Annotated in this window: 20 protein-coding genes; 6 read left to right on the plus strand and 14 right to left on the minus strand. The window is 71.4% G+C overall.

Going from position 1 to position 22296, the window contains the following annotated elements:
- Nucleotides 1–9 precede the first annotated feature (9 nt).
- The 5 genes from speB to AB0B91_RS41950 all read right to left on the minus strand — a co-directional run bounded on the left by speB (nt 10) and on the right by AB0B91_RS41950 (nt 5372).
- Nucleotides 10–1023 (minus strand): agmatinase, encoded by a 1014-nt coding sequence (gene speB, locus AB0B91_RS41930; protein ID WP_358332577.1) that lies wholly within the window; start codon nt 1021–1023, stop codon nt 10–12.
- A gap of 10 nt (nt 1024–1033) precedes the next feature.
- Nucleotides 1034–2104, minus strand: coding sequence for a nicotinate-nucleotide--dimethylbenzimidazole phosphoribosyltransferase (gene cobT / locus AB0B91_RS41935; protein ID WP_358332580.1), 1071 nt, complete (start codon nt 2102–2104; stop codon nt 1034–1036).
- Nucleotides 2105–2107: 3 nt separating this feature from the next.
- Nucleotides 2108–2968 carry a sirohydrochlorin chelatase gene (locus AB0B91_RS41940; protein ID WP_358332582.1) on the minus strand — a complete coding sequence of 287 codons (861 nt, stop codon included), beginning with the start codon at nt 2966–2968 and terminating at the stop codon, nt 2108–2110.
- Between the two features lie 65 nt (nt 2969–3033).
- Nucleotides 3034–4209 carry an SAM-dependent methyltransferase gene (locus tag AB0B91_RS41945; RefSeq protein ID WP_358332585.1) on the minus strand — a complete coding sequence of 392 codons (1176 nt, stop codon included), beginning with the start codon at nt 4207–4209 and terminating at the stop codon, nt 3034–3036.
- Nucleotides 4210–4307: 98 nt separating this feature from the next.
- A complete protein-coding gene (locus tag AB0B91_RS41950; protein WP_358332588.1) occupies nt 4308–5372 on the minus strand; it encodes a GNAT family N-acetyltransferase in 1065 nt (354 codons plus the stop codon).
- Nucleotides 5373–5471: 99 nt separating this feature from the next.
- Here AB0B91_RS41950 and AB0B91_RS41955 point away from each other — a divergent pair, with 99 nt between their 5' ends.
- Nucleotides 5472–6491: a Vms1/Ankzf1 family peptidyl-tRNA hydrolase gene (locus AB0B91_RS41955; protein ID WP_358332591.1), complete on the plus strand. Its 1020-nt coding sequence runs from the start codon at nt 5472–5474 to the stop codon at nt 6489–6491.
- Here AB0B91_RS41955 and AB0B91_RS41960 read toward each other — a convergent pair.
- Genes AB0B91_RS41960 through AB0B91_RS41970 form a run of 3 tightly spaced genes read right to left on the minus strand, consistent with a single transcriptional unit; the run spans nt 6478 to nt 9186 of the window.
- Nucleotides 6478–7062 (minus strand): lactate utilization protein C, encoded by a 585-nt coding sequence (locus tag AB0B91_RS41960; RefSeq protein ID WP_358332594.1) that lies wholly within the window; start codon nt 7060–7062, stop codon nt 6478–6480. The genes AB0B91_RS41955 and AB0B91_RS41960 overlap by 14 nt on opposite strands.
- The gene (locus AB0B91_RS41965) at nt 7049–8440 is read right to left on the minus strand and encodes a LutB/LldF family L-lactate oxidation iron-sulfur protein (RefSeq protein WP_358332597.1); all 1392 of its coding nucleotides are present in this window, start codon (nt 8438–8440) and stop codon (nt 7049–7051) included. Before AB0B91_RS41965 ends, AB0B91_RS41960 begins: the two co-directional genes overlap by 14 nt.
- The gene (locus AB0B91_RS41970) at nt 8437–9186 is read right to left on the minus strand and encodes a (Fe-S)-binding protein (protein ID WP_358332599.1); all 750 of its coding nucleotides are present in this window, start codon (nt 9184–9186) and stop codon (nt 8437–8439) included. The genes AB0B91_RS41965 and AB0B91_RS41970 overlap by 4 nt, the downstream gene beginning before the upstream one ends.
- Before the next feature lie 73 nt (nt 9187–9259).
- Between AB0B91_RS41970 and AB0B91_RS41975 the strand changes: the two genes are divergently transcribed.
- On the plus strand, nt 9260–9949 hold the full coding sequence (locus AB0B91_RS41975; RefSeq protein ID WP_358332602.1) for an FCD domain-containing protein: 690 nt from the start codon (nt 9260–9262) through the stop codon (nt 9947–9949).
- Here the strand turns inward: AB0B91_RS41975 and AB0B91_RS41980 are convergent.
- Nucleotides 9942–10784: an NAD(P)H-binding protein gene (locus tag AB0B91_RS41980; protein WP_358332605.1), complete on the minus strand. Its 843-nt coding sequence runs from the start codon at nt 10782–10784 to the stop codon at nt 9942–9944. The two genes, AB0B91_RS41975 and AB0B91_RS41980, sit on opposite strands and share 8 nt — an antisense overlap.
- Nucleotides 10785–10835: 51 nt before the next feature.
- On the opposite strand from AB0B91_RS41980, the gene AB0B91_RS41985 reads away from it, so the two are divergent.
- A complete protein-coding gene (locus AB0B91_RS41985; RefSeq protein WP_358332608.1) occupies nt 10836–11564 on the plus strand; it encodes a helix-turn-helix domain-containing protein in 729 nt (242 codons plus the stop codon).
- On the opposite strand, the gene AB0B91_RS41990 is transcribed toward AB0B91_RS41985, so the two are convergent.
- Nucleotides 11553–12995, minus strand: coding sequence for a sulfatase (locus tag AB0B91_RS41990; protein ID WP_358332611.1), 1443 nt, complete (start codon nt 12993–12995; stop codon nt 11553–11555). The genes AB0B91_RS41985 and AB0B91_RS41990 overlap by 12 nt on opposite strands.
- An 81-nt stretch (nt 12996–13076) precedes the next feature.
- On the opposite strand from AB0B91_RS41990, the gene AB0B91_RS41995 reads away from it, so the two are divergent.
- Nucleotides 13077–14078, plus strand: coding sequence for an LLM class F420-dependent oxidoreductase (locus AB0B91_RS41995; RefSeq protein ID WP_358332613.1), 1002 nt, complete (start codon nt 13077–13079; stop codon nt 14076–14078).
- Between the two features lie 2 nt (nt 14079–14080).
- Here AB0B91_RS41995 and AB0B91_RS42000 read toward each other — a convergent pair whose 3' ends face one another.
- Together AB0B91_RS42000 and AB0B91_RS42005 are read right to left on the minus strand one after the other, a co-directional pair.
- Nucleotides 14081–16015 (minus strand): FtsX-like permease family protein, encoded by a 1935-nt coding sequence (locus AB0B91_RS42000; RefSeq protein WP_358332616.1) that lies wholly within the window; start codon nt 16013–16015, stop codon nt 14081–14083.
- Nucleotides 16012–16689 (minus strand): ABC transporter ATP-binding protein, encoded by a 678-nt coding sequence (locus AB0B91_RS42005; protein ID WP_358332619.1) that lies wholly within the window; start codon nt 16687–16689, stop codon nt 16012–16014. Before AB0B91_RS42005 ends, AB0B91_RS42000 begins: the two co-directional genes overlap by 4 nt.
- 90 nt (nt 16690–16779) lie before the next feature.
- On the opposite strand from AB0B91_RS42005, the gene AB0B91_RS42010 reads away from it, so the two are divergent.
- Nucleotides 16780–17430 (plus strand): response regulator transcription factor, encoded by a 651-nt coding sequence (locus tag AB0B91_RS42010; RefSeq protein WP_358332622.1) that lies wholly within the window; start codon nt 16780–16782, stop codon nt 17428–17430.
- Nucleotides 17431–17584: 154 nt separating this feature from the next.
- Nucleotides 17585–18196 carry a DUF4328 domain-containing protein gene (locus AB0B91_RS42015; RefSeq protein WP_358332625.1) on the plus strand — a complete coding sequence of 204 codons (612 nt, stop codon included), beginning with the start codon at nt 17585–17587 and terminating at the stop codon, nt 18194–18196.
- Between the two features lie 135 nt (nt 18197–18331).
- On the opposite strand, the gene dnaE is transcribed toward AB0B91_RS42015, so the two are convergent.
- Together dnaE and AB0B91_RS42025 are read right to left on the minus strand one after the other, a co-directional pair.
- Entirely contained in the window at nt 18332–21955 is a 3624-nt protein-coding gene (gene dnaE / locus AB0B91_RS42020; protein WP_358332917.1) for a DNA polymerase III subunit alpha, read from the minus strand.
- Nucleotides 21955–22221 (minus strand): DUF6504 family protein, encoded by a 267-nt coding sequence (locus tag AB0B91_RS42025; RefSeq protein WP_219537547.1) that lies wholly within the window; start codon nt 22219–22221, stop codon nt 21955–21957. The genes dnaE and AB0B91_RS42025 overlap by 1 nt, the downstream gene beginning before the upstream one ends.
- Nucleotides 22222–22296: the final 75 nt, after the last annotated feature.

Here is a 22296-nt window from a genome sequence, read left to right on the forward strand (position 1 = left end):
CCGAGAGATTTATCGGCCGTCAAGAAGCGGCTGGTGAGGATCCCAGCGGGGCCCGCCATTATCGTCCTTCCGGCGTCTGGCCATCGCTGACAGCGCCTCAAGGATAACCCGGTTCCCGAGGAACGCGGTGATGTCCGCATGATCGTACGGCGGAGCCACCTCGACCACCTCCATGCCGGCCACCGGCAGTTCGTAACAGATCCGCCGGACCGAGTCGAGGAGTTGCCTGGCCGACAGCCCGCCCGGCTCGGGCGTGCCGGTGCCGGGCGCGTGCCCTGGGTCGCAGACGTCGATGTCGACGGACAGGAAGATCTGGTCGCACTCGTCGAGCGCGATGCCGAACGCCTCGGTCAGGCACTCCTCCAGCCCCCGGGCGACGATCTCGGTCATCTCGTACGAGCGCATGTGCTGCTCGGCCATCCAGCCGAGCGTCTCGGGGCCCGGCCAGTAGCCGCGCAGGCCGATCTGCAGGAACCGGTCACCGCGGATGGCACCGGACTCGATGAGCCGGCGCATGGGCTGGCCGTGGCCGTACAGGTGGCCGAAGGCGATGTTGCCCGTGTCGGCGTGCGCGTCGAAGTGGATCATCGAGGTGCGGCCCGGCTCGTACGCCCTGGCGGTGCCCCTGGCGTCGGGCAGCGCGACCGTGTGGTCGCCGCCCAGGACGAGCGGCACAGCCCCGGAGGCGGCGACGCGGTGGACCGCGTCCTCGATGGCGGCCAGCGAGGACTCGACGTCGCCGGAGTAGCACTCGACGTCGCCCGCGTCGAGCACACGCAGGTCCTTGAGCGCGTCCACGCGCAGCGCCAGGCTGGGCCTGGAGCCGTCGTGCGGCAGGTAACAGGCCTGCCGCAGGGCCATCGGGCCGAACCTGGCTCCGGGACGGTTGGAGGTCCCACCGTCGAACGGAGCCCCGATGATCACTACGTCGGCGCCCGCGTAGGTCGCCGGGTCGCCGACGTCGCATCGGTCGACGCCGAGGAAGGTGATATCGGGCCCGTACATGGGGCCGTATCTCGACATGACCCCATCATCACACGGGTTTTTCCGTCACTCCCGCCGAGTCGAAGGTGGCGACCTCGTGCATGACACGTACGGCGGCGCAGACGATCGGGTAGGCCAGCAGCCCGCCGGTGCCCTCCCCCAGCCGCAGCTCCAGGTCCACCAGGGGGCGCAGACCGAGGTGTTCGAGGGCGGCGGTGTGGCCGACCTCGGCAGAGCGGTGCCCGGCGACGCAGTGATCCAGCGCGGCGGGGTCGAGCGCGGCCGCCACGAGGGCGGCCGACCCGGCGATGACCCCGTCGAGGATCAGCGGCACGCGGGCCGCGGCGCCGCCGAGGATGAAGCCCACCAGCGCCGCGTGCTCGAAGCCGCCCACGGCGGCCAGCGCCCGCAGGGCGTCGCTGGGCAGGGACATGACGGAGTTCACGCCGTTCACCCGGAGCGCCTCGCGGATCACTTCCACCTTGCGGGCGTGGGTCTCGTCGTCGATCCCGGTGCCCCTGCCCGTGACCTCGACGGGGTCCCGGCCGGTGAAGGCGGAGATCAGCGCGGCGGAGGCCGTGGTGTTGGAGATGCCCATGTCGCCGGTGATCAGGCAGCGGGCGCCGCCCGCCACCAGCTCGCGCGCCACCGAGATGCCGGCTTCCAGAGCCTGTACGGCCTGATCCACGGTCATGGCCGGACCCACGGACATGTCGTCCGTACCGTAGCCGATCTTGCGCTTGACCAGGCCAGGCGCGTCGGGCAGGTCCGCCGCGACACCGACGTCGACCACGGTCACCGTCGCGCCCACCTGCTTGGCGAAGGCGTTGGCCACCGCGCCGCCCGACAGGAAGTTGGCCACCATCTGGACCGTGACCTCCTGCGGCCACGGGGTGACGTTCTGGGCGTGGACGCCGTGGTCGGCGGCGAAGATGGCCAGGGCTGCCGGGTCCGGCATGGGCGGCGGGGTGGCGCCCGCGGCGCCCGACAGACGTACCGCGACCTCTTCCAGCGCGCCGAGCGAGCCGCGCGGCTTGGTGAGACGGTCCTGGTAGGCCCGGGCGTCGGCGATGGCGCGCGGGTCGGCGGGGCGAATCGCGGCGAGCGTCTCAGCGAGCACGGCTTACCTCCGGGTAGGGATCAGGGGACCAAGTTGGAGCGCTTCCTCGTAGCGGTCGATGACGACATCGGCCAGGGTCTCGCAGTCGCCGATCACCTCGGCGCAGCGGATGTCGAGCTCGGGGTGGCCGGCGCCATAGGCCAGCGCCTGCGCCCACACGCGCTCCAGCATCCCGCCCGCGAACAGCAGGTACGGCACGACGATCACGCGCTTGGCACCCAGGCGGCGGCAGCGCTCGAGCCCGCCGGGGACCCCGGGTGGCGTGACCGACACGAAGGCGGTCTCGACCGTCATGAAGTCATAGGCGTGCGTCTCCCAGAACAGCCGGGAGACACGGTGGATCTCGGCGTTGCCCGTCGGGTCGGTGGAACCCTCGCCGACCAGGACGACCGCGGTCTCCCCGGGCTCGATGTGGGCAGGCGGCTCGATGGCCGCCGAGTCGACGGCCCGCAGCCGCGGGCGGCCGCCGACCAGCTCCAGCGGGCGCAGTTTGGGTATCTCGGTGGCGGCGTCGTTGAGCCGCTCGGCCAGCAGCGCGAGCACGCGCGGGTCGGGCCCGAGCGGGCGGCCGTAGTCGCACATCAGCGTCGGGTGCCGTTCCTGCACCCGCGCCATCTCGGCGGGGAACTCCGCGCCCACCCGGTTGAGGCTCAGCGGCAGCGCCACCAGGCGGTGGTGTCCCCGGGCGACCAGGGAGGCGACGGACTCGCTCACCCGTGGCGTGGCGCGCTCGAGATAACCGCCGGAGACGTCGGCGGCCCGCTGGTCCAGACGGCATCGGAGCCTGTGGACGAACCTGCCGAACTCGGCGGAGTCGGCGTCATCGTTCGAGCCCTGCCCGATGAGCAGGAGCGGGGGCTTCATTGAGGGATTCTCCGGTGCGTAGGCAAGACACGCGAGGATAACCGATGCGTGCCGGTTGGGACAGGTCACGCCACACGCGAGGGGGTCGCGTGCACGACGAAGACTGGGTCGGCCGCGGTCAGGCTATGCGATCCGTCCGGCTGAATGGTGAGCTTTGAGGCGATTATCTGCGTGCCCTCGGCACGATAGCCGTGCTCGCGGAGCCGGTCGAGCACCGCGGCGACCTGTTCGACCGACTTGAGCGCGCATACCAGCGTACGGGGGCGGCGGGCGGCGCAGGCGACGATGACATCGCCCCCGCCCCCGCCGACGAACACGGCGTCGGGATCGGGCAGCGGTTCGAGCGCGGGTGGCGCCTGGCCCCTGGCCAGCGCCACTTTGACGCCGTGTTCGAGCACCGCGGCGCGCAGCCGGGCGCAGGCCGCGTCGTCACGCTCGACGGCCACGACGGCCGCGCCGAGCCTGGCGCACTCGACGGCGATCTCGCCGGAGCCGGCGCCCACGTCCCACACCAGGTCGCCGAGCCTGGGGCCGAGCTTGGCCAGGATGTACGCCCTGGCCTCGGCCGGGATCGCGGTCGCGGACGGCAGCGCCCACTCGGCCGGCCCCGGCTGCGCACCCGCCACCCAGCTGGGCTCTCTGGCCTGGTGAAGGGGGTCGATGACGAGCACCACGTCGGGGTCCTTCCACGGCCGGGTGGTGGCCTCACCCATGCGGCTGTGGGTGACCCGCTCGTCGGGCCCGCCGATGTCCTCGCAGACGATGAGCTCGCGCGGGGTGGTGGGAGCCAGCTCGCGGGCGATGTCACCGGGCCCGACCCCGGGCGCGACCAGCAGGGCCACCTTGGGGTGCGCTCTGCAGGCGTTGACCACGCGGTTGAGCTGGTGCGGGCCGGCCGGGGCGACGACCAGGGCGTCCTCCCAGTTGAGCCCGGCGCAGGCGAAGGCGCGGGTGACCAGCGAGGTGGCGGGGAGCACGTCGGGCTTGAGCCCGTGGGCGCGCAGCCTGCGTACCACGCCGAAGAAGCCGGGATCGCCCTCGGCGACCACCACGGCGGCGCCCTCGCCCTGCTCGAAGTGGCTGTCGAGGGTCTGGAGCAGCGACCCGTCGGCCACGACCGGCGCGGTCAGCTTGAGCTGCCCGATGATGGCGTCGGGCCCCACCACGAGCGTCGCTCCGCGCAGCCGCTCGACCGCCCTGGCCGACAGCTCTGATCCGTCCCACCCGACCACTGTGATCATGGGCCTCACCACCTCACCACTAAGGGTGACTGTTGCTGAGGAGTTTCACAAAGGGGTAGGAGGGCCAGTCCGGTGTGCCTGTCCGCACGAACCAACCCTTAGCTCAGATCGGACGGGATGAGACTGTAGACGACCAGGTCCCGGCCCTGGAGCGCGTTGCGCACCACGCCCTCGCGGACGAAGCCCGCCTTCTCCGCGACACGCTGCGAGGCCACGTTGGAGACCGCGACGCGCAGTTGCAACCGCACGAAACCCTGCGTGACGAACAGCCAGCGGGACACCGCCCGCACCGCCTCCCCCGCGTACCCCTTGCCGCGGGCCCAGGGCGCGGTCATGTAGCCGACCTCCACCGTTCGGTTGGCCCAGTCGGCGTCCCTGAGGTCCACGTTCGCCACGAAACGGCCGCCGGCCAGTTCCGCCACGGCGTAGGCGATCCCGTGTCCCCTGGTCCGTGCCCGCTCGGCGGCGCCGATGAACGCGCGGGCGTCCGCCTGGGTGTAACCGCGCGGCAGCCCGGTCTCGGCCTGGGTGAGCGGGTCGGCGCCCGTGGCCGCCAGGTCCGCCACATCCGCCTCGGCCAGCGGTCTGAGCAGCAGTCGCTGGGTACGCAGCTCGGTCCGGGGCAGCGTCTCGAAAGGGGCGCGACTGTCGCCGCGCAGCAGGCCGAAGATCACCAGATCATGCGGCCCGTCGTCCTCCATCGCGGCGTCACGGAGCACGCCTTCCCAGGTGAAGCCCGCTTTCTGCGCGACGCGCAGCGAGGCCAGGTTGTCGAGGTTGGCCGTCAGATCGATCCTGCGCAGCTCGGTGGTGGCGAACACCCAGTCGACCAGCCCGCGCACGGCTTCGGGGGCGAAGCCGCGGCCCCGGTAGAGGGGGTGCACGCCGTAGCCGACCTCGGTCGTGCCCGCGCCCCACGCGGTCTTGAACAGGCTGATGGCGCCGACGACGCGGTCGTCGGCGTCGGCCATCGCCAGGTGCACGCCCTGCCCGGAGCGCCGCAGCTCGTGCACGCCGGTCTTGAGCCAGTGCGCGATGCCCGACACCTTGGCGGGCGTGCCGGGCGGCAGGAACTGGACACCGGACTGCACGATCGAGCGGATCCGGTCGGCGTCCCTGGTGCTGAAGGGCCGGAGCACGAGCCGCGCGGTGGTGATTCTCACGCCGGGATCGAACACCCTCGGCAGGGTACACACTCGCGATGTTTGCTCATGAAAGCGGGGGTAGGCGCAGGGGAGAGGAAGAAGTGGAGGTGGTGAGCAGTGCGGCTCGACTTCATCCGGCCGCTCTTTGAGCGCCGCGGGCCGTACGCGTCGGTCTATCTGGCCGGGCTCACTCAGCGCGACCGCGAGCGACACTGGCAGGTGCTGCGCCGCCGGCTCCGTGGCGAAGCGGACCCGGCGACGCTCGACGCCCTGGAGGCGGAGGCGGCCGGGGCGGCGGCGGCCGGGCGGGCGATGTTCGCCACCCACGGCGACGTGGTGCTGGCGGAGACGTTCGCCGAGGAGCCGGCCGCGCTGGCCGCGTACTCGCCGTTGCCGCTGGTCACGCCCATGCTCATGCTGCGCGGGGAGAACGTGCCGCATCTGCGGGTCATCGCCGACCACGCGGGCGCCGAGCTGACCGCCTTCGGCGGCGGCTCGCCCCGCCGGTCCACCGTGGAGGCCACCTCGTGGCCGCTGCCGAAGACCGCGCAGGGCGGTTGGTCGCAGAAGCGGTACGAGCGCGCCGTGGAGGAGGCGTGGGAGCAGACCGCGGTGGCCGTCGCGCACGAGATCGACGAGCAGGTCCGGCGGCTCGGCCTCGAACTGATCGTGCTGGGCGGCGAGCCGAAGTCGCGCGCGCTGCTCTGCAACCACCTCGGTACGAAGTCCGCGGACCGCGTGATGATGGTCGAGCACGGCAGCCGGGCCGACCACGGGCAGTTCGTACGCGACGCCGAGACCGCGCTCGACGCCTACCTCGAGCGCCGCCGGGCGGAGCTGCTCGACCGGCACCGCGAGGCCGGCGGCCCCACCGGACGGGCCGGCGTCGCGCACGCCCTGCGGGAGGGCAGGGTGCACGCGGTGCTCATGCCGGGCGAGCTGCCGCAGCCCATGTGGATCGGCGGCGGCGGCACGCAACTGGCCCCCGACGCCGGGGAGCTACGCGGCTGGGGGGTCGACGAGCCGCGGCCGGAACGCGCGGACTCCGCGCTGGCCAGGGCCGCGACCATGACGGACGCCGAGCTGTGGTTCACGCCGGAGGTCGCGGACGTGGCGGCGGTCATCAGGTACTTATGATCACTTCCAGCGTCCTGGGCCCGTGTACGCCCTCCACCCGGTTGAGCTCGATGTCGCTGGTCGCCGACGGCCCGCTGATCCAGGTCAGCGGGCGGACCGGGTCGAGCCTGGCCACCGCTTCGGGGACGCCGGCCACGATCTGGTCCGCGCGGACCACGCACAGGTGATAGTCGGGCACCAGGGTCTGCGCCCTGCGGCCCTGACCGGGGCCCGCGTCGAGGACGATCGTGCCGGTCTCGGCGATCGCCACCGCGCAGCCGGTGACCACCCCGTCGGCGCCGTCCAGCTCGGCCACCGTGCCGCCCGCGACGCCGCCGGGCACCCGCCACTCCGGCGGCAGCCCGTCCGGCACGACCATCCGGCGGCCGGCCACCAGCTCGGTTATCTTGCCGGGCACCTCGGCCGAAGGCAGCACGTGCACGACCGCGCGGTAGTCGTCCACCCGCTCGGCGAACAGCCCCACCAGGTCCTCCACCTGCGCTGCCGTGCGGTAGCCGCGCGGGATCGCCACCTCGGGCGCGCCTTCCACGGCTCGGCGGACCCTGGCCAGGATCTCGTCACGCGCGCTCATTACGCTCCCACCAGTCTCTGAACGATTCTTCCGGGATCTCCGGCAGGTCCCGGGTGTCGGTCCAGGCCGACAGCGGGCCCGGCAGGCGTTTCGGCACCACCTTGCGGAAGCGGGTGGCCAGGCGTTGCGCCTTCGACAGGCGTACCTCGTCGTTGAGTATCCAGCCCGCCACGCGCATGCCCACGCGCTCGGCCGGCGCGTGGCGGACCTTGGCGCGCAGGTCCACGAGCACCTCGGGGATGTCGATGGCGACCGGGCACACCTCGTAGCAGGCGCCGCAGAGGCTGGAGGCGTACGGCAGCGAGGCGTCGAGCTCCGACGACATGCCCCTGAGCTGCGGGGTGAGGATCGCGCCGATCGGGCCCGGGTAGACCGAGCCGTAGGCGTGGCCGCCCGCGCGTTCGTAGACCGGGCAGACGTTCAGGCAGGCCGAGCAGCGGATGCAGCGCAGCGCCTGGCGGCCCACCTCGTCGGCGAGCACGTTCGTGCGGCCGTTGTCGAGCAGCACCAGGTGGAAGTCCTGGCCCTCGGTCGAGCCGGTCCACATGCTGGTGTAGGGGTTCATGCGCTCGCCGGTTGAGCTGCGCGGCAGCAGCTGCAGGAAGACCTCCAGGTCGCGCCAGGAGGGCAGCAGCTTCTCGATGCCGACCACACTGATCAGGGTCTCCGGCAGCGTGAGGCACATCCGGCCGTTGCCCTCGGACTCCAGCACCACCAGCGTGCCGGTCTCGGCGATCATGAAGTTGGCGCCCGAGACGGCGACCTTGCTCTTGAGGAAGCGTTCGCGCAGGTGCAGCCGGGCGGCCTCGGCCAGCGCGCGTGGCTCGTCGGTGAGGTCTTCCGGGACCGGGCGCATCTTGTCGAGGAAGATCTCGCGGATCTCGGCCCGGTTGCGGTGGATCGCGGGGACCAGGATGTGGCTCGGGAAGTCGTCGCCGAGCTGGACGATCAGCTCGGCCAGGTCGGTCTCGTAGGCGGTGATGCCCTGCGCGGCCAGCGCCTCGTTGAGGCCGATCTCCTGGGTGGCCATCGACTTGACCTTGACCACCTCGGTCTCGCCGGTGGCCTGGACGAGCCGGGTGACGATGCGGTTGGCCTCGTCGGCGTCGCGGGCCCAGTGGACGTGGCCGCCCGCCCTGGTCACGGCCTCCTCCAGCTGGACGAGGTAGCGGTCGAGGTGGCGCAGGGTGTCGTCCTTGATCGCCTTACCGGCCGCGCGGAGCTCCTGCCAGTCGGGGAGCTCGTTGACGACGTTCGCGCGCTTGCCCCGGATGGTGTGCGTGGCCTTGCGGAGGTTGTAGCGAAGCTGAGAGTTCTGTACGGCCTTCGCCGCATTTTGCGGGAAATTTCCTGGCATGCCGATGAATGTCGCGCTCATTGGGCGTCGCCACCTTTGGTGGAAGCTTCGGTCGAGGCGAGGATCTCGGCGAGGTGCATGACCCGGACCCCGGTCCGCTGGCGGCTGAGTGTGCCGCCGATGTGCATCAGGCACGAGTTGTCGGCCGCGCACAGCACCTCGGCGCCCGTGTCGAGCACGCTGCGTGCCTTGTCGGCGCCCATGGCGGCGGAGACGGCCGGGTTCTTGACGGAGAACGTGCCGCCGAAGCCGCAGCACTCGTCCGCCGCCGGGAGCGGGACCAGCTCCAGACCCCGGACGTTCTGGAGGAGCCTGGTCGGGCGGTCGCCGAGGTGCAGCCCGCGCAGCGAGTGACACGTCGGGTGATATGTCACCCGGTGCGGGAAATATGCGCCTACGTCGTCGACTTTCAGGACGTCCAGCAGGAACTCGGAGAGCTCGTAGACCTTGGGCGCGACCTCGGCGACCGCCGCCGCTCCCCTGCTGCCCGGCCGGACCAGCTTGGGGTACTGCTCGCGCACCATGGCGGCGCACGATCCGGACGGCGCGACGACCGCGTCGTATCCGGCGAACACCTCGGTGAAGCGGCGCGCCAGTCGTACGCCCTCCTCGCGGTAGCCCGTGTTGACGTGCATCTGGCCGCAGCACGTCTGGGCGGTGGGGAAGTCCACCTCGCAGCCGAGCCTGCGCAGGAGCGACACGACGGCCTTGCCGGTGCCGGGGAAGAGCGTGTCGTTCACGCACGTGATGAACAGGGCGACTCGCACAACTCTCCTTCCGATGTATGGTCTGACCACAGTATGGTCAGACCATATCGAATCCACACCCAGGGGGACAGTGGTGACCGACTGGCGTCCCGTCCGGCGGACTCGCACATTCGAGGACGTACTCGCACAGATCGAACGGCGCATCGCCGAAGACGGTCTCACCGCCGGCGACCGGCTGCCCGCCGAGCGCAGCCTGGCCGAGCAACTGGGGGTCAGCCGCTCGTCGGTGCGGGAGGCCATGCGCGTGCTGGAGACGCTCGGCGTGGTGTCGTCGCAGGTGGGGCGGGGGCCGGATGCCGGGGCGGTGCTGACGTCCCGCCCCGACACGGCGCTCACCGACCTGCTCCGGCTGCATCTGGGACTGGCCAGCCTGGAGCTGCGCGAGGTGATCGACACCCGGCTGATGATCGAACGCTGGGCGGCGACACACGCGGCCACGGCCGGGGCCGACACCTCCGGCCTCGCCGCCGCCCTGGCGGGCATGGACGCGGCGCGGTCGGCGGAGGAGTTCGTCGAGCACGACACCGCCTTCCACTGCGCGCTGGCGGACGCGTCGGGGAACCGGCTGATCTCGGCCATCATGCGGTCGCTGCGCGACACGATGCGGCGCTACTCGGTGGAGGCGGTGACGCGACTCGGCGACACGTCCGTGCTACGGGCCGACCACGAACGCATTCTCACGGCCGTACAGGCGGGCGATGCCGAGGAGGCCGCGACCGCGGTCGCCGAGCACCTGGCCCACGCGTACCCGTCTCTTAGCTGAAAGTGGCCCGGTGGTCCCGGACCCAGGACTCGTAGGAGGCGGCCGGCCGGCCCAGCACCGACTGGACGTCCTCCGAGACGTGCGGCCAGCCCACCTCCTTGAGCATGGTCCAGCCCGTGGCCGCGACTTCGACCAGGGTGGGATCGGCGCCCGAGGCGAGCATCTGCTCCTTGGCCGTCTGGATGGGGATCTCGACGGTCGCAAGCGGGCGGCCGAGCACCTTGGCCAGGATCGCCACCTGGGCGGGGACGCTGAGCAGCTCCGGACCCGTGAGCTCGTAGGTCCGCGAGTCGTGCGCGCTCGTGGTGAGAGCGGCCACCGCCACGGCCGCGATGTCGCGCGGATCGATGATGGGCTGCGCGCCGTCGCCGGTGAAGTTGGGGATCGGACCGCCCGCCTTGACGGCTTCCGCCCAGCCCAGCGAGTTGGAGGCGAAGCCGGCCGGGCGGAGCATGGTCCATGACATGCCGCTCGCCTTGATGGCCTCCTCGCCCGGCACGTGCCACGATCTGACGTCGGCGGGGTCGTCGGTGTCGCCCGTGCCGACGGCCGAGAGCTTCACCACCTTCTTGACGCCCGCCGCTCTGGCCGCCTCGATCATGGCCTGGTCGTGTTCCTTCAGCTTCTGGCCGAATCCGGTCAGCAGAAGGGCGGCCGACACGCCCTCGAACGCCTGCCGCAGCGATCGCGGGTCCTCGAAGTCGGCCTGGACGGCTTCGCCGCCGGGCGCGCGGGAGAGGTCCCGGGTCATGGAGCGGACGTCTTCACCGCGCTCGAGGAGGAGGCGGGCGGTCAGACTGCCTATGGTGCCCGTGGCACCGGTGATCAGAATCATGTCTTTGAGGCTGGCAGCGCACCTCTCTCTGGTTATAGGAAGAATCGGCACATGAGCACAGCACTTCCGAGAGCCGGACGGATCCACGTCCGGGAGCCCGACACCGCGCCGATGGTGGCCTTCCGCACGGTCGACGGGGACGGGCGCCTGTACGTGCTGGGGCCGCGCACGCGGGCGTCTTACCTGGCGCCCAAGGACGTGCCGCACTGCGTCACGGTACGACTGCGCCCGGAGACCGCCCGGCCCCTGCTCGGAGCGCCGATGAGCGAGCTCGTGGATCAGATCATCCCCCTCCGGGACCTTTGGGGGGCGCGAGCGGACCGGCTGGCCGGCGAGCTGGCGGACCTGGTGACGGGAGAGGACTGGGCGGAGCGGGTGATGACACGGCTGGAGGCGGCCTTCCGCGACCGGCTCGCCGCGCAGCCGTCCGCCGACCTGGACCGGGCCGGCCTGGTGGGCGCGGCGGCGGCGCTGCTCTCGGCCGGAGCGGCGCGGCCCCCGGTGACCGAGGTGGCCAGGGAGCTGGGGGTGAGCGAGCGGCACCTGCGCAACCTGTTCACGGGTGGCGTAGGCGTCCCGCCCAAGCGGTTCGCCCGCATCGACCGGGTCCGTGGCGTGCTGGCCAGGGTGTGCCGTGAGGAGGCGGCGTCACTGGCCGCCGACGCGGGCTACTACGACCAGTCGCACATGACGGCGGAGTTCCGTGAGGTGATGGGGGTGCCGCCGAACGCCTACCGTGCGGGCCGGCTGCCCGTCCCCAACGCCTGCTCAGCCGGCTGAGTCGGCCTGCAGGCAGGTGGCGCCCGAGCAGGCGTGCATCCTCGACAGCCGTTCCTGGAGCCCCAGCAGGAGCTGCGGATCCGCGAGCCGCGCGAGGTTGTGCAGCTCGTACGGATCTCGGGTGAGATCGTACAGCTGGAGCTCGCCGGTCGAGTACCTCACATACGTATACATATCCGTCCGCAACGCCTCATAGGCGGGCACCGGCGTCTGCGCGGCCGACGACACGTCGGCCGGCCTGCTGAACTCGACCAGCACGTTCCGCCGCCACGGCGACGGGTGCTGCCCCTGCAACAGCGGCACCAGCGACCGCCCTTCGACGAACGGCGGCACCGTGGCCCCGCCGAGCGCGGCGAAGGTGGTCGCCAGGTCCACCGTCGCCGTCAACTCCTTGATCGTCGAGCCTGGCGCGATGCCCGGCCCGCGCACCACCAGCGGGACGTGGATGGACTCCTCGAACGGGGTGGTCTTGCCCTGCTGGAGGCGATGGGTCCCGAGATGGAAGCCGTTGTCGGAGGTGAAGAAGATGTAGGTGTTGTCGAGCTTGCCGGTGTTCCGAAGGGTGGTGATCACCGAGTTGACGAGGTCGTCGACGCCGAGCATGGCCCGCAGCCTCCTGCGGTAGCGCTCGTCGATCTCCTCGATGGCCTTGCGCGAGAACGGCGGCCTCGACCGCAGCCACTCCGGCTCCTCCGACACGTCCGGCTGGTCGAACGACGGCGTGCGCGGCGCCCGCGCGTCGGGGAACGCGTCGACGTGCCGGATGGCGGGGTTGGCCGGGTTGTGCGGCGCGATGGGGGCGAGGTACAGGAAGAACGGCTGCTGGGCGGCGGTGATGAAGTCACGGGCCTTGCCCGCCAGCACGTCCTCCAGGTAGTCCTCCTCGCCCCAGCCGTGGTCCACCAGCTTCCCGTTCTCGTTGAGGCGGTAGCCGTACTCCTGGTACAGGTCGCGTACGGGCACGTCCCACTCGTGCCAGCCGGGCGGCACGTACGTCTCGGCGGCGGTGGTGCCCGGATAGTGGTTGAGGAACTTGCCCATGAGCCCCGTGCGGTAGCCGGCCTGCTGCATCCAGGTCCCGATCGTGGAACGTTCCAAGCCCAGAGTGTGGAAGCGGTCGAAGCCGCCTTCGGGTGCGGTGTTGGTCCACACCCCATGGCTGTGGACGTACTGGGAACGCAGGATCGACGTGCGCGACGGGCAGCACCAGGAGTTCGTCACGAAGAACCGCTCGAACGAGGCGCCCTGCTGCACCAACTGCTGGGTTATCGCGGGAAAGTACGGGAGCGTCCCGTTCTCCAGGTCGTCCGCCACCACGAAGACGATGTTCGGCCGGGCAGCCCCGGAGGCCACCGCCGGCCGCATCATCGGCGCCACCGCCGCTGACAGCAGCAGCAGAACGCAGGCGAGGCGACACAGCACGTTAACCACGCAGCTAATTTCCCCGAAAGATCATGCATTGACACCCGGCACCTCGACAGCCGTAATAGAACTTAATTCCGGAGGTGTCACATGAAGCTCGGCTTGCAGCTCGGCTACTGGCAGCGCAACGCGGACGACGCGACCGAAACGGTCCTGACGGCCGAACGGCTCGGCTACGACTCGATATGGACCGCCGAGGCGTACGGCAGCGACGTCTTCACCCCCCTGGCCTGGTACGGCGCGCGTACCTCGCGCATCAAGCTCGGCACGTCGATCGCCCAGATGTCGGCCCGGCCGCCGGTCACCACGGCGATGACCGCGATGACGCTCGACCACCTCACGGGCGGGCGGCTGCTGCTCGGCATCGGCGCCTCGGGACCCCAGGTGGTCGAGGGCTGGTACGGCCAGCCGTTCGCCAAGCCGCTGACCAGGACCCGCGAGTACGTCGACATCATGCGCCAGGTGTGGCGCCGCGAGGAGCCGGTGACCAGCGACGGAGCGCACTACCCGCTCCCCCTGCCGGACGGACTCGGCAAGCCGCTCAAGCTCATCACCCACCCGCTGCGGCCCGACATCCCCCTCTATCTCGGCGCGGAGGGGCCCAAGAACGTGGCCCTGGCCGCCGAGCTCGGTCAGGGCTGGCTCCCGCTGTTCGCCTTCCCGTCCAAGATCGAGGAGATGTACGGCGAGGCGCTGTCGGGCGCCGCGCCCGGCTTCGACGTCGCGGCCATGATCATGGTGGTGATCTCCGACGACGTACGGGCCGCGCTCGACGGCGTGAAGATGATGCTCACGCTCTACATCGGCGGCATGGGCGCCAAGCACCGCAACTTCCACGCCGACATCATCGGCCGGATGGGCTTCGCCGAGGCCGCCGAGCGCATCCAGGCGCTCTACCTGGCCGGGAAGAAGGACGAGGCGTTCCAGGCGATCCCGGATGAGCTGGCCGACGGCATCTCGCTCGTCGGCCCGCCCGGACGGATCAAGGAACGCCTCGAACTCTGGCGTCAGAGCCCGGTCACCAGCCTGCTCGTGATGGGGCCCCGTGACGAGCGGTCACTGACGATCATCCGCGACCTCGTACTGAACTGACGCTAGTCGGGGCGCGGGGCCGGGTCGGTGGTGACCGATTGGAGCAAGGGCCTGCTCAGCGCCCCCGCCGCGATCACCCCGGCGAACCCGAGCCCGACGCAGACGACCAGTGTGATCACCCCGGTCGCGTTCACCGCGCCGATCATGAACGGCGAGGCGCAGAACGCGCCGACCAGGATCGCGCCGCCACCCATCACGGTGAGCGGGATGAGCGTCTCGGCCCTGCGCGCCTTGTCGAGCACCTCCAGCGGCGTGCCCGCCAGGCGCAGCAGCCCGTACGTCTGGCGGCGGTCGAGGATCGAGGAGGCGGCGGTGATCCCGGCACTGGCGATGGCCACCAGGAAGGACACCGACAGCACGACCACCGTGCCCGCGCGGACGTCGGCCAGGATCTGGACGCCGAAGTGGTCGTCGTCGGCCTCCGTGGTGGGCGTGTGCCCGGGAACGAGCCCGGCGAGGGCCGTACGGGCCCGGTCGACGGTCGCGGCGTCGGCCGAGGTGCCGAGCGCGACGGCGACGAGCTTCTTCGCCGGCTTCACCGTGGCCGTGATCCCCGCCGCCTTCAGCCGGGTGCGCGCCTGCTCGGCCACGGTGGCCGTCTGATCCGCCGGGACGGCCACCTGGAGCTGACCCGTGGTGGCGGAGCCGCTGAGAGCGCCCGGGCTGAGCAGGCAGAGGAACCCGGCGACGAAGCCGGTCATGGCCACCCCGCTCACCGTGCGCCACGCCGAACGCGGATCGTCCACCAGCCGGCGGCCCGCCAGCAGCCGCGCCGGCCGCCTGGCCCGCCCGGCTGTGACGCGCCCGATGATGCCGACCACCCACGGGCCGACCAGATTGACGCAGAGGAACGCCAGGCCGATCACCACCGCGATGGGGCCCACGGCGTTGCCCCGGCTCAGGAACGGAACGGCGGCGAGCACCGCGAGCAGGACGACGACCCTGATGAAGCGCATCGCGGGTGGCGTCTCCCGCTTGGCCACCCCGAGCGGGCTGACGACGACCCGCCGCAGCCCCACCACGGCCGACAGCCCCACCAGCAGCGGGACCGCGACCAGCAGCCCGCCCAGGACCAGCGGGCTGGGCCACAGGTCGGAGACGAACCACGCCCCGCCGCCGATCTGGATCCCGGCCAGCAGAGGCGCCGCCAGGGCGTAGGCGAGCGTGCCCGTGACCGCCCCCGCGAAGGCCACGATCACCGCCTCGGCCACGGTCATCCCGACCACCTGGCCGGGCGTCGCGCCGACCAGCCTGAGCGTGGCCAGGCGCTGGTCCCTCCTGGCCACGGTGAGCCGGGCCGCCGCGCCCCCGAACACCAGCAGCGGCACGACCATGAGCACACTGGCGATGAGCGCCAGCACCTGGTAGGCCTCGGCGTCGTCCATCGGCTCCCCCGCCAGGCTCGCCACCTTCACCGGGCTGTAGCCGACGATCCAGTCGTCGCTCCTCGGCCTGGTCAGCTCGGGCGCGTCCGGCTTGTGGCCGACGACCGCGACGAGCTCGCCCGGGTAGATCAGCGCTTCCTCGCCGAGCACGCCCTTGGGGTTCGGGAAGCGGGCGGCGAGCTGCTCGGCGGGCAACTGCCCGGCCAGCTCCTTCAGCGCCGGGGAGAGCCATACCTCGCCGGGCGCGGGGAAGCGGGCCATGCCGGGCGGCGCGGGCGCGTCCGCGCCGAGCGCCGCCAGGTCGATGATGGTGATCTCCTTATCGCGTACGTAGTCATGCCGGGCCGCCTCGATCGCCACGGCCGCGCCCTTGGTCGCGACCGGGTTGCGCCAGGCGCTCCGGTCGGCCCTGGCCCCGAAGGCGAAGTTGGCGGCCACCGCGAACAGCAGCAGCGCCGTGGACACGGCGACGGCGCCCAGGGTCAGCCAGGTGCCCAGCAGACCCTTGCGGCCACCGCCCTTGAGCAGCCGCCAGGTCAGGTCGAGGTTCACGCGCGCACCCCGCCGGCGAGCAGGTGGCCGTCGCGGACCTCGACCGTGCGGTCGCACCAGCCGGCCACGTTGGGGTCGTGGGTCACCACGATCAGGCAGGCGCCGTTGTGCTTGGTCGCCTCGACCAGCAGCCGCATCGTCTCCTGGCCGGTCGTCTGGTCGAGCGCGCCGGTCGGCTCGTCGGCGAAGACCACCGCGGGCTTGCTGACCAGCGCCCTGGCGATGGCGACGCGCTGCGCCTGGCCGCCGGACAGCTCGCCGGGGCGCCGGGTCTCCATGCCGTGCAGGCCGAGAGGGCCGAACCAGTCGCGGGCCTGCTGTACCGCCTGCGGCCTCGGCACGTCGCCGAGCATCAGCGGGAGGGCCACGTTCTCCTCGGCGGGCAGCTCGGGCAGGAGCTGGCCGAACTGGAAGACGAAGCCGAAGCGGGTGCGGCGCAGCGCGCTGCGGTCGCGCTCGCGCAGGTTGTCGATGCGCTGGCCGAGCAGGTGCACCTCGCCCGAGTCGGGCTTCATGATGCCGGCCAGGCAGTGCAGCAGGGTTGATTTGCCGGAGCCGCTCGGGCCCATGATCGCCACGGCCTCCCCAGCACGGACCGCGAGGTCCACTCCGGCCAGGGCGACCGTCTGCCCGAACCGCTTGGCCAGGGCCCGTCCAACAAGCACATCGTTCATGGCGTCGAGCCTCTCGCCGGACAGGGGCCGGGCGGATCGGCCGGACGTCCTGTCCCCCTCGGCCGAACGGCTGATCCTAGAGTTGTCGCCGTGACTATTCGCGTACTCATCGCCGACGATCAGCAACTTGTCCGTACCGGATTTCAGATGATCTTAGATGCGCAACCGGACATGGAGGTCGTGGCGGCGGTCGCCGACGGCGCGGAGGCGGTATCCGAGGCGAGGCGGCTCCGGCCGGACGTCTGCCTGCTCGACATCCGCATGCCCAAGCTGGACGGCATCGAGGTGACCCGCGCCCTGGCCGGCCCCGGCGTCGAGAACCCCATGCGCATCGTCATCGTCACCACCTTCGACCTGGACGAGTACGTCTACGGAGCGCTGCGCGCGGGGGCCCTCGGCTTCCTGCTCAAGGACAGCGGGCCCACGCTGCTGATCGAGGCGGTCAAGGCGGCGGCGGGCGGCGACTCGCTGGTGTCGCCCTCGGTGACGGTACGGCTGCTGCAGCACCTGGCCCAGCCCAAGCTTCGCGTCGCCGCCCCGCTGAACGACCCGCTGACCGACCGCGAACTCGACGTCGTACGCCTGGTGGCGAGGGGCCGCACGAACCAGGAAGTGGCCGGCGAGCTGTTTGTATCACTTTCGACGGTAAAGACCCATTTGGGGAGCATCCAAGGAAAGCTCCGTGTCCGTAATCGGGTGGAAATCGCAGCTTGGGCGTGGGAATCCGGTGTCGTGAGCTGATTAACAAGTGACCTGGCGGGATAGAAGTGAAGCAGAACCTCAGCGCATGGCCCGGGGGGAGAACAACGTGCGCTACGCCCAGGCACCGCCCACTAGGGCAGCTTCTGTCGTCTACGTAACACTTGCCGCACAGGTCCTCTCCCTGGGCGCTCTCGTGATCTTCGAACACAGCCGTGGCCGCCGCCTCGCCACCCAGCTCGCGGCGTTCGGCGGCCGTCCGCACGGCGCCGACGCCGACGCGGTGGTCGGGGCCGTGACGGTGTTCGCCGTGCTGATGATGCTGGTCGCGGGGACGGCGATGGCCGCTGCCGCGGCCTACGTCACCTGGCTCGTCCGCGCCAGACAGGCCAACGACCGCTCGGCCCCCGCGGGCCCGGTGGCCGCCGCCTGGCTGATCCCCGGCGTCAACCTGATCGCGCCCCTCCTCCTGGTGGACGAGGTCTGGCGCGGCACCGGCCCACCGCACGACCGGCGCCGCTGGCTCGCCCTGCTGACCGCCTGGTGGCTGTCCTGGCTCGCCACCCTCACCCTGGTGACCACCCGCCTCCCCCTGGGCCACTCGGACGGCCTGACCGGCATCGGCCTCCCGGAGCTCACCTGCGCGATGGTCTCCGCCCTGCTGTGCGCGGCCACGGTCCGCGACATCACCAACATCCAGTGCGCTTCCCGCAGCCGGGGCCGTGCCCGCCTCCGCACCGCGGGCACCGTGACCCAACTCCCCACCCCACCACCCACGGAGCCCGCTCCGCTTGAGCAGACGGGTTGATGACCCCGGAGATGGCCAAGAAAACGCCGTAACGGCGACCGGCCACGTGCCGGTCAGCGGGCGTCTTCCTGGAGGCCCCTGGCCACGGTCGGCGGGTGGCGGTGGGGGCGGCTGTGCCGTAAAAGCGTAAAAAAATCACGCCGCACTAGGCCCCGAACTCCCCTGACTGGCATGCCAGAGACGGCGGGTGGGAGGAGCAACCACCGGCCCCAAGTCCGCGTAGGGGGAGAGGCTGTAGCCGTTGGCGTATTCGATGCGCCGACCGCCGACCCCCGCCGACTCCTCTGGAATCGACGCGAGTGGGGTCCGGGCGAGCATCGCTCTGACCGCCTCGATCCCGCTCGATCGCCACAGAGCGTCGAGATCGACCAGGTTCCAGCAGTCCACCGCGCGCATCGAGATCGCCCGGCGCCCCGTGCGCCGGACCACCCCCCTCGCCACCATGAGCCACGACCCGAACACCGTCGCCGCGCACCGCCCCTGCACCGACTCGAAGAACGTCAGGTCGATCGGCCCCGTCGAGTCGTCCAGCGTGGTGAAGATGACGCGCTGCCCCGACCGTACGGCCGGCGTCTGCGTGGCCACCTTGACCCCCGCGACCAGCACCTCGGCCCCATTGCGCTGGGACAGCAGCTCCGCCGAGCGCACCACCCCGATCGCGTCGAGCAGCTCGTCGTGGAAGCTGATGACGTGGCGGCTGATGTCGATGCCCAGGATCTCCAGCTCGGCCTCCACCATCTCGGTCTCGGTCATCTCGGGCAGCTCGCCGGGCGCGATGTGCTCGGTGAAACCCAGCGGGAGCTGCACGGCCGCTTCCTCGGGCCTCGCCGCGGGCACGGCGTCCAGACGCGCCGGGGTGTAGCGCCTGGACTTCGTGGTGGCCGGTTTGACGCCCGAGGCGGAGGTCCGGTCGAGGACGCCGACCTGGGCGATCAGGTCGCGGCGGGTCAGCCGCCCCGGCCGCCAGCGGGCCCCGCCCGGGTGCAGGTCGTGCAGGTCGTCGAGGCCGCCCACCTGGACGATCCGCTCGATGACGGGCCGCGACGGGCGGGCCCGGTCCCAGAAGTCCGCGAGCGAGGTGTACGGCTGGCCCGCCACCATGCGCCCCACCTCCGCCTCGCTCACCCCCTTGATCGCGGAGAACGGCACGCGCAGCGCGTACCCCTTTCCGATCTCCCCGGCCTTGAAGCCACCGGGCTCGATCCTGAGGCGCACCCGGGGGCCGAGCCGTTCCACGCGCCAGTCCTTGCCCGATCTGTTCACGTCGAGCGGCAGGATCTCCACCCCGCACTGCCGCGCCTCGTCGATGATCACGCGTTGCGGGTACATGCCGGGCTCGTGCGTGAGCACCCCGGCGAAGAACGCGGCCGCGTGGTGCCGCTTGAGCCAGGCCGACTGGTACGTGGGCAGCGCGAACGCCGCCGCGTGCGCCTTGCAGAACCCGAACGCGCCGAACGCGTCGAGCACCTTCCACGCCTTGTCCACGGCCGCGTCGCCGAACCCGTTCGACTTGGCCAGCGGCACGAAGTGCTTGCGCACCCGCTCGCGCCCCTCCGGCGAGGCCAGCGTGCGGCGCAGCGTCTCGGCGTGCGACAGGTCGCGGCCCGTCATCACCTCGATGATCCTGAGCACCTGCTCGTGGAAGACCACGACGCCGTGCGTCTCCTTCAGCGCGCCGCGCAGCCGCTCGTGCGGATAGTACGGCTCGCGCCACCCGTGCCTGGCCTCCAGATAGGGGGTGACCATGTCGGAGTTCACCGGTCCCGGCCGGAACAGCGAGATGTCCACGATCAGGTCGTGCATCTTGCGCGGCTCCAGCTTGGCGACCAGCTCGCGCTGGCCGGGCGACTCGATCTGGAAGCAGCCGAGCGTACGGCTGGCGCAGATCATGTCGTAGGTGGCCTGGTCGTCGTGGGGCACGTACTCGACGCCGGGCTCCGATCCGTGCTGCTTGTCGAGCTCGACCACGACGTCGTCCACCCGCTCGATCTCGCTCAGCGTGTAGGCCATCGCCGACTGCATCCGCACGCCCAGCACGTCGAGCTTGAGCAGCCCGGACTCCTCCACGTCGTCCTTGTCGAACTGCGACATCGGGAACTCCAGCAGGCTCCGCTCCACCGGCGTCCTGTCGCGCAGCTCCGCGTTGCCGATGAGGACCCCGCACGGGTGCAGCGCGATGTGCCTGGGCAGCCCGTCGAGCCTCTCCGCCAGCCGGAACACCCGCTCCAGCCCGGCCTCGCCGAGCCGGCTGTCGCGCAGCTCGGGCAGGTCGTTCAGCGACGCGGTGATCTGCTTGGCCCTGATGTGCGGGAACGCCTTGGCGATCGCGTCGATCTCGTGCGGCGGCAGCCCCATGGCCCCCGCCACGTCCCGGATCGCGCTGCGTGCCCGGTAGGTCTCCATCATCGAGACACAGGCCACCCGCGACTCGCCGTACCTGTCGAAGATGGCCTTGTAGCAGTCGAGCCGGCGCGCGGACTCCACGTCCACGTCGATGTCGGGCAGCCCGACGCGCCCGTCCGACAGGAAGCGCTCCATGAGCAGGCCGTGTTCGAGGGGGTTCACCTCGCCGATGCCGATGAGGTAGTTGACCAGGCTGCCCGCCCCCGAGCCGCGGATCGCGCAGCGGATGCCCATGCCGCGGATCATGTCGGTGATGCCAGCCACGGCTATGAAATATCCGGACAGGCGTTTCCGCTCGATGATGTCCATCTCGGCCCGCAGGCGCTCCCTGGCGTCGCCGGCGCGATCCAGCCCGCGCGAGATCAGCCCGTCCTCGACGCGGTGGCGCAGCAGCGGCACCGGGTCACGGCCGATCTCGGGCAGGTGCAGGTTCGGCGGGTCGTGCTTCAGCGCGAGCAGGTCGACCGGGTCGATCGCGCACGCCTCGGCCAGCGTGCGGGTGGCGTGCAGGAGGCGGCCGACGCGATTGAGGTCGGTCCCGCAGATCTTGGCCGCCACCTGCCACATCTCCTTGGTGCCCTTGAGGTAGGCGTGCGAGGTGGTGCGCTCCAGGTGGCGCGGGTGCAGCGGGACGAGCTGCCGCGCCGCGTCGAGCACGTCGCCGACCTGGTGGTCGGCGGGATCCAGGTATCTGACGGCATTGGTGAGCACGGCCGGTACGCCCCGGGACTCGGCCAGGGCGAGCATCCGTACGGCGGTGGTGGCGTCGCGGAAGCCGTACTGGTCGACCAGCTCGATCACCACGCCGGGCACGGTGGCCAGCCACAGGTCGAGCAGCACCCGGGCGTGCTCGTCACGCCGCTCGGCCACCGCGCGGCCCACGTCGGAACGGGGTCCGAGCAGCACCGACAGCCCGCCCGCGTCCAGGGAGCCGATCAGCTCGCGCGTCACCTCGGGCGCGCCGCGCTCGCCCGCGTAGTGGGCGGCCGTGACCAGCCGCACCAACTGGGACCAGCCGCCCGCCCTGGCCAGCACCGTGACCCGGTCCTGGGCCCCCGGCCCGGTCTTGACCCGGCCCCGGGCGCCCAGACCGCTCTGGTCCCGGGCGCCCGGCCCGGTCTTCCCGCGCGCCCCGGAGCCCGCGAGCGCGAAGTTGACCCCGAACACCGAGGAGATCCGGGCCTCCGCGCACGCCTGGGCGTGCTTGATCGCGCCGTAGAGCCCGTCGCGGTCGGTCAGCGCGAGGATGTCCATCCCGTCCTCGGCCGCCCGGTGCACCAGCGCCCGCGGGAAGGCGGTGCCGTAGCGCATGGAGTACGCGGAGCTCACGTTCAGGTGGGGGAACGGCGGGGCCATCAGTCCCACGCCCGCAGGAGCAGCCACCCGCCACTGGCGGTGTCGAACCGCAGCTCGTAGGAACCGACCTCGCGCCCGGGACTGGCCTCCACCCGCCAGAACTGCCGCTCACCGGGATCGTTCTCGTCGGTCTTCCACCACTCCCGGGCCACCACCCAGTGGTCGAGGACCCGGCGGACGAGATAGAGACGATCGCGCCAGACGAACTGGGTCGGCTCCCCGTCCCTCGTCCACACCTCTATCGGATCGCCATAGAGTCTGCTCAAGTCGCTTCTCCCCGCGGCTCTCGTGCCTATGCTGAGCCACCCGGGGGAAGGCGGGCGCTTATGACTCGAACATAT

It is taken from the genome of Nonomuraea sp. NPDC049141, assembly GCF_040648415.1.
Taxonomy (GTDB): Bacteria; Actinomycetota; Actinomycetes; order Streptosporangiales; family Streptosporangiaceae; genus Nonomuraea.